The 15,103-nt window shown below is 53.8% G+C and carries 10 protein-coding genes; 5 read left to right on the top strand and 5 right to left on the bottom strand.

Annotated features, from left to right (window positions below; genetic code table 11):
• Positions 1-657: 657 nt before the first annotated feature.
• From BMY01_RS08370 to BMY01_RS08380, 3 genes are all read left to right on the top strand, one after another.
• A complete protein-coding gene (locus BMY01_RS08370; RefSeq protein WP_074746156.1) occupies positions 658-1,866 on the top strand; it encodes a cation:proton antiporter in 1,209 nt (402 codons plus the stop codon).
• Between the two features lie 10 nt (positions 1,867-1,876).
• Positions 1,877-2,992, top strand: a complete 1,116-nt coding sequence (locus BMY01_RS08375) for a YbdK family carboxylate-amine ligase (RefSeq protein WP_074746158.1) — start codon at positions 1,877-1,879, stop codon at positions 2,990-2,992.
• Positions 2,993-3,196: 204 nt separating this feature from the next.
• Positions 3,197-3,973 carry a gamma-glutamyl-gamma-aminobutyrate hydrolase family protein gene (locus tag BMY01_RS08380; RefSeq protein WP_074706824.1) on the top strand — a complete coding sequence of 259 codons (777 nt, stop codon included), beginning with the start codon at positions 3,197-3,199 and terminating at the stop codon, positions 3,971-3,973.
• A gap of 125 nt (positions 3,974-4,098) precedes the next feature.
• Here the strand turns inward: BMY01_RS08380 and thrC are convergent, their stop codons facing one another.
• From thrC to BMY01_RS08395, 3 genes are all read right to left on the bottom strand, one after another.
• Positions 4,099-5,532: a threonine synthase gene (thrC, locus tag BMY01_RS08385; RefSeq protein WP_074746160.1), complete on the bottom strand. Its 1,434-nt coding sequence runs from the start codon at positions 5,530-5,532 to the stop codon at positions 4,099-4,101.
• A gap of 151 nt (positions 5,533-5,683) precedes the next feature.
• Positions 5,684-7,003 (bottom strand): homoserine dehydrogenase, encoded by a 1,320-nt coding sequence (locus BMY01_RS08390; RefSeq protein WP_074746475.1) that lies wholly within the window; start codon positions 7,001-7,003, stop codon positions 5,684-5,686.
• 98 nt (positions 7,004-7,101) lie between these two features.
• Positions 7,102-8,331 (bottom strand): pyridoxal phosphate-dependent aminotransferase, encoded by a 1,230-nt coding sequence (locus BMY01_RS08395; protein ID WP_074746162.1) that lies wholly within the window; start codon positions 8,329-8,331, stop codon positions 7,102-7,104.
• Between the two features lie 234 nt (positions 8,332-8,565).
• Here BMY01_RS08395 and BMY01_RS08405 point away from each other — a divergent pair, with 234 nt between their 5' ends.
• Entirely contained in the window at positions 8,566-8,934 is a 369-nt protein-coding gene (locus BMY01_RS08405) for an Mth938-like domain-containing protein (RefSeq protein WP_074746166.1), read from the top strand.
• A gap of 29 nt (positions 8,935-8,963) precedes the next feature.
• Complete coding sequence (locus tag BMY01_RS08410; RefSeq protein WP_074746168.1) at positions 8,964-9,335, top strand: VOC family protein; 372 nt, start codon at positions 8,964-8,966, stop codon at positions 9,333-9,335.
• 234 nt (positions 9,336-9,569) lie between these two features.
• On the opposite strand, the gene BMY01_RS08415 is transcribed toward BMY01_RS08410, so the two are convergent.
• Both BMY01_RS08415 and BMY01_RS08420 read right to left on the bottom strand, forming a co-directional pair.
• Complete coding sequence (locus BMY01_RS08415; RefSeq protein ID WP_074746170.1) at positions 9,570-10,808, bottom strand: EAL domain-containing response regulator; 1,239 nt, start codon at positions 10,806-10,808, stop codon at positions 9,570-9,572.
• A gap of 87 nt (positions 10,809-10,895) precedes the next feature.
• Complete coding sequence (locus BMY01_RS08420; RefSeq protein ID WP_074746172.1) at positions 10,896-15,101, bottom strand: PAS domain S-box protein; 4,206 nt, start codon at positions 15,099-15,101, stop codon at positions 10,896-10,898.
• Positions 15,102-15,103 lie beyond the last annotated feature (2 nt).

Genomic DNA, 15,103 nt, shown 5'->3' on the forward strand with positions numbered 1-15,103 from the left:
CTTATGAGCAAAGCAATTTACTTGATCTGCCTCTCACCTTCATCATCCCCCAGCTTCATGTATTTACCTCATCCATCCTGGAGAAACAAGTTGAGGCCATAAGCGCATGGCGATGATTCCTAATGAGAAGCCGATTACGGTGAAAAGTTATAAAAGCAGCGCAGAACGTTCGAGATTTTCGAACCGTTTTTTTAGACCTCCTCTGAAACCCTCCCTTTTCTGCCCCTACGCTCGCTGAAGAAAAGACTTAAAAATCATAGAACGCTGAACCCGAGTCTGTCTGTTCGACTCATCACATACCCCAGATTGCTGCGCAACTGAAAACTCCGTGAGAGTCACTATCATGAGAAAAACTGAGGTCTATCCCATATTCGTCAGCGTCGAAGAGTTATCCCTGTTTCGATTCATGGTTTATAATCCGGGCATCTCTCCTAATATTGACTCAGTACCTCATTCATAATCCCGCAAAAGCAGTAGAAAATACAACGCTTTCTGGAGCCGGTTTCGGATCTAGCCCCGGTTTTTACCGGGATCTGAACAGATCCAATACCCGCATTTGCCCGAAGGAGGCACCAATGTGGCTTACAGTAACGTTTACAACGATCGGATGAATCTCATGCCGACTCTTCATTCTCAGGAGTACTTGATCATAAACGCATGACCTGGTCTGATTATCTTCCAGCCTGGCCGCTTCAAATCAGTCCAGCGCTGTGGCTGGCGCTCACACTCGTTGTCGCCGTACTTCTGGGCGAAGCGATGGTACGTCATCTGAGGCTCCCCCGGATAGTTGGCTATATCGGCATTGGCGCGGTATTGGGACCAGGTGGATTGGGACTTATCCCTCAACTCCCTGTGAACGAGTGGCGTCTGGTGGTTGATCTCGCACTTGGGATTCTCCTGTTTGAGTTGGGCAGTAAGGTCAATCTGCGCTGGCTGAAAGCCAACCCATGGCTTGCAGGCACCAGCCTTCTCGAAGCCATCACTACTTTTGCGGTTGTCTTCTCGGTGTTGGTATGGGTTGATGTTACCAGCACTGCCGCCGCCGTCGTTGCAACCATCGCAATCGCAACCTCGCCCGCTATCATAGTACGCACGGTAACGGAATCCCGCGCTCAGGGTCAGGTAACCGATCGGCTCTTGCTCATGACAGCGCTCAACACCATCTATGCGGTGATTTTCCACAAGCTGGCGGTTGCTGTCATGCACGGTCAGGCGGGCACGAGCTTCGTGCATACCATATTCCCCCCACTCTATCTCCTCGGGGGGTCCGCGTTGCTGGCATGGTGGTTCGGCATTACCTTTGAACGCATCCATCACCACTTGGGACAGCACGAGGAAACTTTTTCCTTCATCCTGTTCGGCATGATCGCCTTTGCCACCATCATGGCCTCGACGCTCAGGCTCAGCCCGATCCTTGTTCTGCTTGCTGCCGGATTGATCACCCGCTACCAGCGCAAACACACCCGCACGTTCCCACCGCACTTTGGCTCCGCGGGCGCCGTTCTGGTGGTATTGATGTTTATCGCGAATGGTCTGGCAGCTGATCTCAGAGGCTTACGGGATGGCTTTTTACTGGTTCTGCTGCTTATCGTCGTACGAATCATAGCCAAACTGCTGGCCGTGCTACCACTGGCAACCTATAGCGGCATTGGCTGGCGTCAGGCGATATCCCTCGGTATTGCACTAGTCCCCATGTCAAGCGTGGCGCTTCTGCTGACAATGGACACTGCAATCGATTTTCCCGAATTTGCGTTCGGCCTTGGAATGGTGCTGATGAGCTGGATCGTCATACTTGAATTGGTCGGACCTGTTCTGGTGCAAGTTGCCCTGCGAAGAGCCGGAGAAACACCGGAAAAAAAAACATGAGTCTGATGCTATGAGCCTGATGCCCTTCGCGCCCTCCCGTCCCCTGAGCATAGGAGTGGAGCTTGAACTGCAATTGCTCGGCTGCAACGATTACAACCTCGCCCCCTCTGCACCCGAGATTTTGCGCCGCGTAGCAAAACGCACTCACCCCGGGGAAATCAAACCGGAGATGACGCGCAGCATGATAGAGATCAACACCTCGGTGCAGCAGGAATATGCTGGACTGGTAACGGAACTGCGTGCCCTGCGGGATGTTGTTTCCGAGGCCGGATGCTTTCTCAACGTAGCTGTTGCAGGCGGCGGCACCCATCCGTTCCAGCATTGGAGCGAGCAGAAGATTTTCGACGCGCCGCGCTTTCATTACCTCTCGGAGCTGTACGGCTACCTCGCGAAACAATTCACGATATTCGGGCAGCATGTGCACATCGGCTGCCCCGGGCCGGACGAAGCGCTGCATCTGATGCATATGCTCTCACGCTACATTCCGCATTTTATTGCTCTGTCAGCCAGTTCGCCGTTTGTGCAGGGGCATGATACCGGTTTCGCCTCTGCGCGATTGAACTCCGTTTTTTCCTTCCCATTAAGTGGTCGGGCTCCGTTCGTATTGCGCTGGAACGATTTCGAAAAATTTTTCGCCAAGATGGCGGGAACGGGAGTGGTCGAATCCATGAAAGATTTTTACTGGGATATAAGGCCAAAGCCCGAGTTTGGTACCATTGAGGTGAGGGTGTGCGACACGCCCCTTACAGTCGAGATTGCGGCCTCCATTGCCTGCTATATTCAGGCAATGTCCAGATACATCATGGTGGAGCAGCGGATGGCGCCCGAAGAGGATGACTATCTGGTGTATACGTTCAATCGCTTCCAGGCATGCCGCTTTGGTCTGGAAGGCGTCTTTATCGATCCTCGTACCCATCAACAGCGTAGTATCCGGGAAGATATAATGGAGATGCTTGAACACATTTCCGACCATGCAAGAGAACTGCGCGCAGTGGAAGCGATGGAACGCATCCGCGAAATACTCATCGTCGGTAACGGCACAAGCTGGCAGCGCAGGGCTTATGCAAGCGAGCACAATCTTGCCGATGTCATGCAATTGCAAGCCGAATTATGGATGGGAAACTGATTCCCGTGAGGAATGTCTAATTGTCAGTTAGATATGGATCGCTGGGAAAAACCAGCGGAATAAAGTAGCGCAACGTCAGCTCGATTGCCCCCAGGCAAAGGAGGACGCAAAGTTATCCAGGTATCTTATATGTAACGAAGAACACCGCGGAAATTCCAAAATCTAATTACATTTATATTTCTGAGGACTTATTCGTTACTTGAGATGCCCCGCCCGTTGCGTATCGGCCTGTCACCCCGTATCCTGCATCAACCGCCTCTTGAACTGGGTTTTCGCAATAAAACCCTGCAATATCTTGAACAGACCGTCGCCCACTGGATCATGCGCCGGCGAGCGCTGGCATTCATGTTGCCAGCAATAGAAACCGGTGGCGTCGAGCGTTCTCACGTGCGCATAAGCGACTACGTCCGAGAAATCGACGGCCTGGTGCTGCAAGGTGGCGCGGATGTATCTCCCGTTTCCTACGGTGAAACACCTCAGCGGCCGGAGTGGTCCGGCGACCGGGTGCGCGATCTTTACGAAATGGAGCTTTTCTGGGAGTGTGTGGTACAAAGAAAACCGGTATTGGGTATCTGCCGCGGGCTCCAGCTCATCAATGTAGCATTGGGTGGAAGCCTGTACCAGGATATCGCGACGGATCGCCCGGAATGCATCATACACGTGGATGCAGTGTTGTATGACCAGCATCGGCATGCGTTGCTGATTGAAGAAAATTCCCGGTTGGCGAAGCTCTACGGCAATCGCTACCAACATCTTGTCAACAGCATACATCATCAGGCAATCAAGGAACTGGGACGGGATTCCATGGTCGAGGCAGTGTCCGAGTCTGACGGCATCATCGAAGCAATACGCATGCATGGAGATAGCTACGTGACGGGATTTCAATGGCATCCCGAATTTCATGGTCCCGCCACAGACCTGCTCGATTCCGGTCCCATACTGGATGATTTTCTTGCTGCAGCCGAAAAGCAGCGTGAATAATAAGAAGGGGCAGCCCCTTCCTGTCGCTGTTCGTCCTGAATCTGCTGAAGGAAGGGGGAATAGAGGGCGATGCTGCCGCCCGCGCTTATATTTACTGGCGCTCCCCCTCCCGTCTCATCGCAAGCTTATACCGCAGCTGCGGTTTGGGCCTGCCCCGCCTGCTCCATAATAAACGCCTTGACCGCCCCTGCATCAGCATCCATGACTACATAGCGCTGCGCTTTTTCTTCAATATTCTCATACCCTGCCGGACGCACGGGCTCATGTCCGATCGCCTCGACAATGCTTGTCGAGAATTTGACGGGCAATGCCGTTTCAAGGCAGATCAGCGGCACATTGGCGTCACGATGTTCCAATCCCGCTTTCACACCGTCAGCTGTATGCGGGTCTATCACCAAGCCATACCGGTCATGCACCCGGCGGATGGTTGCGATTCGATCTGCATGACTGCTGGTCCCTGATACAAGACCGAAGTCTTCGATTTTCTCCCACAGAGGCGTATTGGCAAGATCAAAAGCGCCGCCCTCATCCACTGCCTGCCATAATTCCTTCACTTTGGCGGCATCCCTTCCAGTCAAGTCGAAAATGAAGCGCTCGAAGTTCGAGGCCTTGGAGATATCCATTGAAGGGCTACTGGTCTGGACGGTTTCGGTGGTTGTGCGCGGGCGATAATGTCCCGTCCGGAAAAATTCGTCCAGCACATCATTTTCATTGGTGGCAAGTATCAGCTTTTTGATAGGCAGGCCCATCATGCGCGCCACATGTCCTGCGCAAATGTTGCCGAAATTTCCCGATGGCACGGCGAAAGATACCTGCTCTGTATTCGAGCGGGTGGCGGCAAAATAACCTTTGAAGTAATAAACGATCTGAGCCGCAATGCGCGCCCAGTTTATGGAATTAACTGTACCAATGCGGTATTTCTGCTTGAACGCATAATCATTGCTGACAGCCTTGATAATGTCCTGGCAATCGTCGAACACACCACGAATCGCGATATTGAAAATATTCGGATCATGCAGAGAAAACATTTGAGCTGTCTGGAACGGGCTCATTTTTCCATGCGGCGAAAGCATGAACACACGAATGCCACGCTTGCCTCGCATGGCATACTCTGCGCTCGGCCCGGTATCGCCGGAAGTTGCACCGAGGATATTCAGTTGCTCGCCACTCTTGTCCAACGCGTACTCGAACAGGTTGCCCAGCAATTGCAGGGCGATATCCTTGAAGGCCAGCGTTGGGCCATTCGACAAACCGAGTATGTGCAGCCCCGGTTCCAGGGTTTTAAGCAGCGTGATTTCATCGTTTTGAAACGACTGGGCGGTATAGGTTCGTGCGATGATGCCGCGCAGATCCGGAGCAGGAATGTCATCCGCAAAACGTGAAAGGATCTCGAACGCAAGTTCCGGGTAATCCATGCTACGCAGTTTCTGCAGTTGCGCGTCATCGAACCTGGGATAGGTTTCCGGCATCGTCAGCCCGCCATCCGAAGCAAGGCCACCGAGAAGAATCCTGGAGAACTTTTTAGGCGGCATGCCGCCACGAGTGGAAATGTAGAGCATTATCCTAAATCCGCCTTGTACAAACTCGCAAAAAGGTAAAAGTGAAGCAATTCATCTCGCTATCCGCCAGGTGGCTGATGAGTTTGCTCTGAAAATGTCAGTGATCTTATCCCGGACAATAGCAGAGGTTGACCATAACCGGTAATGTCAATTATTTGCTGCCCAGATGCTCCAGTCGGACGCGGGTCACCTTGCCGGTCGTTATGGGCAATCGCTTTATTCGGGCGATCGCATCGTTAACGTTTCTTTCCACGGCTAAATGCGTGAGCATAATGATATCCACCTGGTCTTCACCTTCGCTTGGCTCCTTCTGCATCATAGCTTCGATGGAAATACCAAGGTCGGCAAGCACGCGCGTGATATCGGCCAGGGCACCGGGTTTGTCCATGACCCGCAGCCGCAGGTAATAAGACGTTTCCACCTCGTCCATCGTGAGGATCGGCGTATCCGACAGGCGGCCTGGCTGGAAGGCGAGATGAGGAACACGGTGCTTGGGATCGGCGGTATGCATGCGAGTTACATCCACCAGGTCTGCCACAACTGAACTCCCTGTAGGTTCAGCCCCTGCGCCCGGACCATAATAGAGGGTAGAGCCTACCGCATCACCTCTCACCACGATGGCATTCATGACACCCTCGACATTGGCAATCAGTCTGCGAGCAGGGATGAGTGTCGGATGCACACGCAACTCGATTCCTCCGGATGTACGTTTCGTAATGCCCAACAGCTTGATGCGATACCCCAGTTCCTCCGCATACCGGATATCCTCGCGGGTCAATTTCGTTATACCCTCGGTATATACCTTGTCAAATTGCATCGGAATGCCAAAGGCAATCGAGGCCATGATCGTGAGTTTATGCGCCGCATCGATACCTTCGATGTCAAAAGTGGGATCGGCCTCGGCATAGCCCAGTTTTTGCGCCTGCTTCAATACGGTTTCGAACGTCAACCCCTTATCCCGCATTTCCGAGAGGATGAAGTTACTCGTACCATTGATGATGCCCGCAATCCACTCGATGCGGTTGGCAGTCAATCCCTCACGCAGAGCCTTGATGATAGGAATGCCTCCCGCCACCGCCGCTTCGAATGCCACCATCACGCCTTTTTTCTGCGCCGCGGCGAAGATTTCGGTCCCATGTGAAGCAAGCAATGCCTTGTTGGCGGTAATGACATGCTTGCCATTCTCGATGGCCTTCAGTATCAGGTCCTTGGCCGCGGTGTAGCCGCCGATCAGTTCGACTACGATATCGATATCGGGATTCATCACCACTTCATTCGCATCGCGCGTGACGATGACCTCATCGTCGCCTGCGATCTGGCGGGCCTTCTCTTCCTCTCGATCAGCAATCATGCGAACGACGATACTGCGGCCGGCGCGCCGGGTGATCTCTTCCTGGTTGCGTTTAAGCACGGCGAACGTCCCGCTGCCGACAGTGCCTGCCCCCAACAGGCCCACGTTGATAGGTTTCATATCTTCGGTAATGATGAATTTTTCGGACATATTTGCCATATTTGCAAAGGGATTTTTGTTCGTACGCGGCGTTCTCGTTTACAGAAGTTGAGTTCGCCTTACCCGGTTCCGTGCTGCCTGCGGTAGCGGGCTAGAAAACCTCCAACCCGGCTAATGGCTTCGGTCAGGTCGTCACTGTTAGGGAGAAATACAACACGGAAATGATCCGGATAGGGCCAGTTGAAACCGCTACCTTGCACCAGCAGCACCTTCTCTTCCAGCAGCAAATCCAGCACAAATTGCTCGTCATCCTCGATCGGGTAGATTGCGGGGTCCAGGCGCGGGAACAGATACATTGCCGCCCGTGGCTTGTAGCACGATACGCCCGGAATCTCCGTCAACAGTTTCCAGGCGAGATCGCGTTGCCGCATAAGCCGACCAGTGGGCATGACCAGATCCTTGATGCTTTGATACCCCCCCAACGCCGTTTGAATACCAAACTGCGAAGGAACATTTGCACACAGCCGCATGGAGGCCAGCATGGTCAGACCAGCGATATAGTCACTGGCATAGTGTTTTGTTCCGGAGACCACTGCCCACCCCGAGCGAAATCCTGCGGCACGATAATTCTTGGACAACCCGTTCAATGTAACGAACAGCACGTCATCCGCCAGGGAAGCAATCGAAGTGTGGGTCGCATCGTCGTACAAGACTTTGTCGTAAATTTCGTCCGCATAGACGATGAGTTGATGCTGACGTGCAATCTCGATGATTTCACGCAACACTTCGTCTGGATAAAGCGCGCCTGTCGGATTATTCGGATTGATGACAACGATCGCACGGGTGTTCGAGGTAACCTTCGAGCGAATATCCTCCAGATCAGGCAACCAGCCCGATTGCTCGTCACACACATAATGGCGCGGAGTCCCGCCTGCCAACACCACCGCTGCTGTCCACAACGGGTAATCGGGTGAAGGAATCAGAACCTCATCGCCCGTATTCAACAGCGCCTGCATCGCCATCACGATCAGTTCGGAAACGCCGTTGCCGATGTAGATATCCTCCAGCCGGACATCCTCGATACGCTTCTCCTGCGTGTAATGCATGATGGCCTTGCGTGCCGCAAACAATCCTTTCGAATCGCAATAACCGGATGCAGCGGAAAGGTTATGCATCACATCCTGCAGGATTTCTTCGGGAGCTTCGAAACCGAATGATGCCGGATTCCCGATATTGAGCTTGATGATGCGGTGCCCTTCCTCTTCCATTTGCCGCGCCCGGTCAAGCACCGGTCCGCGAATGTCATAGCATACGTTGGCCAACTTGCTGGATTTGAGAATGGGCTGCATCAGATATGGGATGGATGGGTGGCAAAAGCCTTACGGCAAAGGCAAAGGTCAGCGAAGGCTCTGTGCAAGGCCGGGTTCAGATGGAAGTACGTAACCGGGAGTGCCTGCGAATGTTGAGTGTTGAAAATCAAGAGATTCTGTCGTTCCCGCTTTATTCAACGCAAAACCTTTATCGCAACGGGAAAAAGATGTAATGTTACCCGACCCGCTAAACTGCCGCAAATGGAGTCTCGTGTGAAACTGCATCTTTCCGGTCCTACCGGGCACAACCTGTTTACTGGTTACGGAACCGACTACGTCATGATCAATCACGTACGCTACGATCATAGCCTGATCGTGTTACCCGATCGCCTGATCGAAGAGTGGGAGGCAAAAACGTTCGAGGAACTCAATACCGAACACTTTCAGTTCATCCTCTCGCTGCAGCCGGAAATGGTCCTCTTCGGAACGGGCGCCACATTGCGTTTTCCCCATCCGCAACTTACCAGAAGCCTGATCGAGTCCGGCATTGGTATAGAAGTGATGGATACCGCTGCTGCCTGTCGCACTTACAACATATTATCGGCGGAAGAACGACGGGTAGCGGCTGCATTATTGATTTAACCGGATGATAAACATCGAGGAGCAACGCCATGAAATCCAATCCAGTCGTCTGGTTTGAAATTTATGTACAGGACATGGAACGCGCAAAAACGTTCTACGAAGGCGTTCTTCAAGGGAAGCTTGAGCGGATACCAAGCCCCGATATAGAACTGTGGGCATTTCCCATGTCAGAGGAAGGCTATGGTGCGGCCGGTGCGCTGGCAAAAATGGAGGGTTGCCCGTCCGGCGGAAGCAGCACCTTGGTTTATTTCAAGTGTGAAGACTGTGCGGTAGAGGCCGCGCGTGCTGCCGAGCATGGTGGGCGCCTTTTCAAGGAAAAAATGTCCATCGGTAAATATGGTTTCATCGCCCTGGTCCTCGACACCGAGGGCAATATGATCGGATTACATTCCATGCAATAAGCTCATTCATCCGCTTCATCTAGAAAGCGGACTATCTCGTATTCATAGTAACTCCCGCTACCTTCCTTGCACAGCTCGCAACTTGCGTAAGAAAGCCCCTTTAGCGGGCATAGAGATTGTTGCCAAGGCCGAACAAACGGGTCCGAAGGACAGGGCAAATGGCGTGAAAGACTCGAAAACTGCGGACGCTCCCGTCATTCCCGCAGAGAGCGCTTCTGTCCCTCGCTCTGCTGATTATTCCTTTACATCTTCCGTCGGAAAAAGTTCGGTACGGACTCGCTCCCGCCACAGTTCTATCCAGTCCAGCACATCCTCCGGCAACATCGGACTCGAAACGAAAGCCCCCTGCGCCAGATCGCATCCCGTGCGGCGCAGAAGATCCCAATCCTCCCGGTCCTGGACGCCTTCCGCCACGACCTCCATATTTAATTGCCGCGCCAGAGAGAGGCTCGCATCATAAATCGCCCGCAGCGTCTCGTCGGTCCCCGCGTGATGCACAAAGCCCTGATCGATCTTGAGCTCATCAAAAGGAATGTCGCGCAACTGGGCCAGTGATGAATGCCCTGTCCCGAAATCATCAATGGAAAGGCGGAAACGCTTCAAGCGCAGCCGGGTCAGAATCTCAAGTGGAGCGCGTGTGTCCTGCATCAGCTTGGTTTCAGTCACCTCCAGCACCACATTTTGGGGAGCTATGCCCTCCTTGGCTGCGAGTTCCGCCACAAAATTCAGAAAATCCAGCGAGGCCAGATTGTCCATGGACACATTGACAGCTACTCGCAGCGGCAACTGCATTTCTTGCCACAATTTCGCCTGAGCCATCGCCTCGGCAAACACCGCCTTGGTTAGGTCGTCAATCAGGCCGGCAGCCTCGGCCACGCCAATGAATTGGTCTGGAAATACGATACCGTCCGCTGGGTGACGCCATCTCGCAAGAGTCTCTACACCCACCACCTCGCCTGTGGCGACCACCACCTTCGGCTGATAATAATTAACCAGTTGCCCCCCCTCGATGGCGGCGCGCAGCTCATCGGCGGTGTAGACTTTCTTCGCCATACCAGCGGCATCGGCTGCGGAAGGGGCCCAACTTTCAAGCAGTTCGGACAACGCATCGGGCTTCACTGGCTTATGCAGGTATCCCAGTATAGGAATCTTGTGTGCCCGCACCAGTTTTACAGTCGTCTGGAGTATGCGTTCATCCTCACCACTGACCAGTATCAGGCTGCCGAGGTAGTGGAGATCCACGAGATGCCGCACAAACTCGATCCCATCCATTTCAGGCATATTGAGATCCAGCAGAATAACATTCGGCACTGTATCGGCGCCTGTACTGGCTATTTTTTCCAGTGCGGCACGGCCACTATCACAGAGGGTGACCGAGCTATATCCGAGGTTGGATAAAATACGGTTCAACAGCTTGAGCATGAAAGTTTCATCGTCAAGCACTAGAATTTTTACTGCGGATCGTTCGACCATAACATTTATCTTTTCAGTTATTGTTCAGTCAGGTTTTTTGAATCTGAATATCGCCGGACAGAATCTCGGCTGTCGGAGATGTTGTCATTATTCCAATGTGCTGATATACCCATCCACAGCAGCAAGTTCCGATTCGAAACGCGGCAACAGCTCATTCAACCGAGTCATGTCACCCGCCTTGCCCGCCTGTTCCATCTGGGCGCACAACTCACCCAGTTGCAATGCGCCTACCGAGCGAGCCGAGGACTTAAGCTTGTGTCCGATACCGCCGGCTGTTTTCGCATCACCGGCCTGACACGCTGCTCGCAACTCCTCTGCTGTTTTTCGTGCACTCACCCGGAAATCCTGGAGGAATTCATTGATCACGGCAGGGTCGTTACCTACGAGCTGTTCAAGGATATGGACATCGACAGGTTTTGCCGCAATCGTAGAGAGAGCGGGAGCGCCGGTAGTAGTGGGTTCCGCGGGCGTAGCGGGAGCAGCAGGCATGGCCGTGGCGGAAGGTGCAGGCGCAGTAGAGCCTGGTGGAGCCAGTTCGAGCAATTCAGTGCTGCTGCCCGGAGAAGGAAGCCACTTCTGTAGCACCGCTTTCAAATGCGAGAGCTGCACCGGCTTGCTCAAATAGTCATCCATGCCTACGGCGCGGCAATGTTCAGCTTCACCCTTGAGTGCATTGGCCGTAATGGCAATAATCGGCTTGCGCGCAGCACCTTGCTCCCCCTCTTTGACGCGAATTGCTGCGGTCAATTGATACCCATCGATTTCCGGCATGTGCAAATCTGTCAGCAGCAATGCATAGTTGCCGCTTTCCCAGCGTTTGAGCGCTTCCCGTCCATCCTTTGCAATATCCGCCGCATAACCCAACAGAGAAAGCTGCTGCCGGATCACTTTCTGGTTGATTTCGCTGTCTTCGGCGACAAGGATAAGTCTGCCTTCACCGAGCGCCTTTTCTCGCGACGGCAATGCCACCGCCTTCACCTCCTCGGAGGGGGGCGCGGGTAATTCCTCCTGCAGTCTTCCGGCGGCGAGTGCGACTGCCCGCAGGAAGGCGTCACGGTGCATGACATCGCCATCCAGCGTAACGGTATCGACCTCTTCGGTACGCTCATGCCGCCTGCGTCCGCGACGAATGACGACAAAGCGGGGCTCAATATCAGGCTCGTGATGACCATGCTCGAGGACTACGAAATGCGGATCCAGGTCAGGACGGGAACGGAAGGCGGCACGCAATTCTTCCAGCGGGGGTGTTTCATGCCCGGCATCTATGACCAGCAGCCATAGTCCCGGCGGAAGTACCTCGATTCGCTTGAGGGCGGCTGGCAAATCGATCACTCGCTCTGCAACCGCTCCACTGTATCTCAAATATACGGCCAGATCGTCAGCCAAACCTTTTTCAGCACCGATTACAAGGCAGGAAATCCCGCTGAGATCGATAACCTTATCTTCCATGTGCGAGGAAGGAATAAGGTCAAACGTCAACCGCACAGTAAAAACTGACCCTTCGCCCGGAGCACTCTGAACCCGGATACTACCTCCCATCAATTGAACCAGATGATGAGTGATCGCCAGACCCAGTCCGGTTCCACCGTATCGCCGGGTGGTGGATGTATCTCCTTGGGTAAAAGAGGTGAAAAGCCGCGATTGCACCTCCTCGTTCATGCCAATGCCATTATCGGTTATCTCAAACTCCACTGTTACCGCTTTCTCGCTGCCGTCAACGAGCAGTGCCCGTACTGATACCCTGCCTGGCTCCTGCAATCCGCTGGAAAACTTGATGGCGTTATTGGCAAGATTAACGAGCACCTGGCGTAGTCGCAGTGCATCACCCAGGACTTCTTCAGGTATCGCCGGGTCGAGAAACAGGGTAAGTTCCACAGCCTTCCTGGCAGCCAGGCTTTCAAGCATGGCACATGCTTTTTCCACGACCTTTTCCACGGACATTGGGGCCTGCTCGATTTCCAATCTTCCCGCTTCGATTTTTGAAAAATCCAGGATATCCTCGATGATTTCCAGCAAGGCGAAAGCCGACTCACGGATGAGATCGACCATCTCCATCTGATAACCGCTCAGGCTGGTTTGCTGCAGTACGTCCGCCATGCCGATCACGCCGTTCATGGGGGTGCGTATTTCGTGGCTCATGGCCGCAAGAAAAATCGATTTTGCCTGGTTGGCCTGCTCCGCATCATGGCGAGCCTGCTCAAGATCCTTCAGAATGCGACTCCTGTCGCTGATGTCGATTGCAGAAGGAATTATTTTAACGACTTGGCCTTTGGCGTCCCGGACCGGCACCAGCATACAATCAGCTGTCATTAGACCACCATTGGCAATGCGCATCTCAATGTCACGGCGGACGATTTCCCCGGCTCGCGCCCGCCTGATATCTTCCCGGAGTTGTTGCTGCACCTCGGGCTTGTAGGAGAACCATCCGGTGTCGGACAGACACTTGCCGATAACATCCTCGCTGCGCAGGCCGCCTACCTCCAGTGCGGTACGGTTGATTTCCACCAAGACACCATCAGGAGTCATTTCGCCCACAAGCGCCGCCAGGTTGTCCACGATGGCCCGAAAACGCTGTTCACTGTTGCGCAAAGCCTGCTCGACCCGCTTGCGTTCGCGGATATCGCGCAGCACGCCGGTAAAATAACGTTTCCCTCCGACGAAATACTCACTGACAGCCACATACAGGTCGATGAGTTCGCCATTCTTGTGCCGGCCTTCGACTTCGCGGCCCATGCCGATGTTATGCACACCCTCGACTTCCAGCGCCAGAATGTGATCAAACTCGCAGCGGCCTCGCCCCGTCCGATAGTACCTCTCAATGTACTTTTCATGGTTGCTACGGTGGGGTTCAGGCATCAGCATCGATAAGGGCTGACCGATTACTTCCTCTCGAGTGTAACCGAAAAGCTTTTCTATGACGGGATTGACCGAGCGTATTATGCTTTTGTCGTCGATCGTAATGATGCAGTCCACCATGTGCTCCACGATCGAACGCATTTCTTCTTCTTTGCTGACAAGCACCGCATTCGCCTGCTCCAGGTCAGCTGTACGTTTGGCAACACGGTTTTCGAGGTTCTGGTTGAGCTGGCGCAAATCTTTTTCGGCTACGTCACGCTGACGATCGCTGGCGGTCAGGCGCTCAGTCATCGTATTGAAGGTGCTGGCCAGCTGACCGATTTCATCCCATCCTGCAACGGGAACTCGCTGCCTTAGATTTCCAGCGGCAATATGCTGCGCACTGTGACTGAGATTTTTCAGCGTGGTAACCACGCGGCGGCTGAACAGCAAAGCTCCCAGCATGGCGGCGATCAGGGTGAAACTGAGGACTATCAAACTATAGTTGCGCACTCTGGGGACAAAGGCGAACACCTCCTCCGCGTCCATCTTGACCTCGATGCCCCAGTTCATGCGCGGCAGATAACGCCAGGCGGCCACCACCTCCTTGGCCCGATAGTCCGTCTTCAATCCTCCTCCTCGCTCCCCATGCAATCCGCTCTGGATCGCAATGGAAAATGGTGGAGTGGCGAGAGGTATCTTGTATTGCAGCGCCGCGTTCGGCTCATGCTTGAGGGGCGCGATGACCAGTGCAGTGCGATCGTTGAGAAGGCGCGTTACGACCGTTTCACCGCTCGCTCCCAGTCCCACGTTGTCGGTCACTACCTCAAACACGCGTTCGCTGTAGATCTGCAGCGCCAGCACGCCTTCCAGCTTTCCCTGAACAATAATAGGCAATGCCATGAAGGCCGCAATCGCGCCTTTTGAGGGCGGGTAGTATTCGAAATCCGAGACGCCGCTCTGCAAGGTATTGAGTGCAGCACGCACAACCCAGGCAAAACCGCTGTTTCGATACGGACCCGTGATCAAGCTCGTCGCAAAATCCGATTCATGGGCCTGGCTGTAGACTATTTCGCCTTGAGGGGAGATGAGGAACAGATCGTAATACCCGGCATCCTCCACAAAGCGCTTGAAGTGTTCGCGATAAAATGCATCCAGTTGACGATAGGCATCGGAGTCCACTCCACTCTTCACGTACACCCGGCTGAAGTCCTGCATAGCCATGCGTGTTGTACTGGTTGTCTGGATCACCCTCGCGTCCAGCAAACGCTCGCGCAGATAGCTGTCGATCTGTTCCGCTTTCATGTCAGCGATCCCTGACACCTGTTGAATCGCGGCCTTTTCCGCCTCCGTCTCAAAGGTACGCAACAGCGCATAACCAATGATCAGGATAGGCAGCAGGGAAACGACCACAAACCAGACAGCAAAACGCTGTGTAAGTGAGGTAAAGCGTATCATCG

The sequence above is a fragment of the Nitrosospira multiformis genome (assembly GCF_900110185.1).
Classification (GTDB): Bacteria; Pseudomonadota; Gammaproteobacteria; order Burkholderiales; family Nitrosomonadaceae; genus Nitrosospira; species Nitrosospira multiformis_A.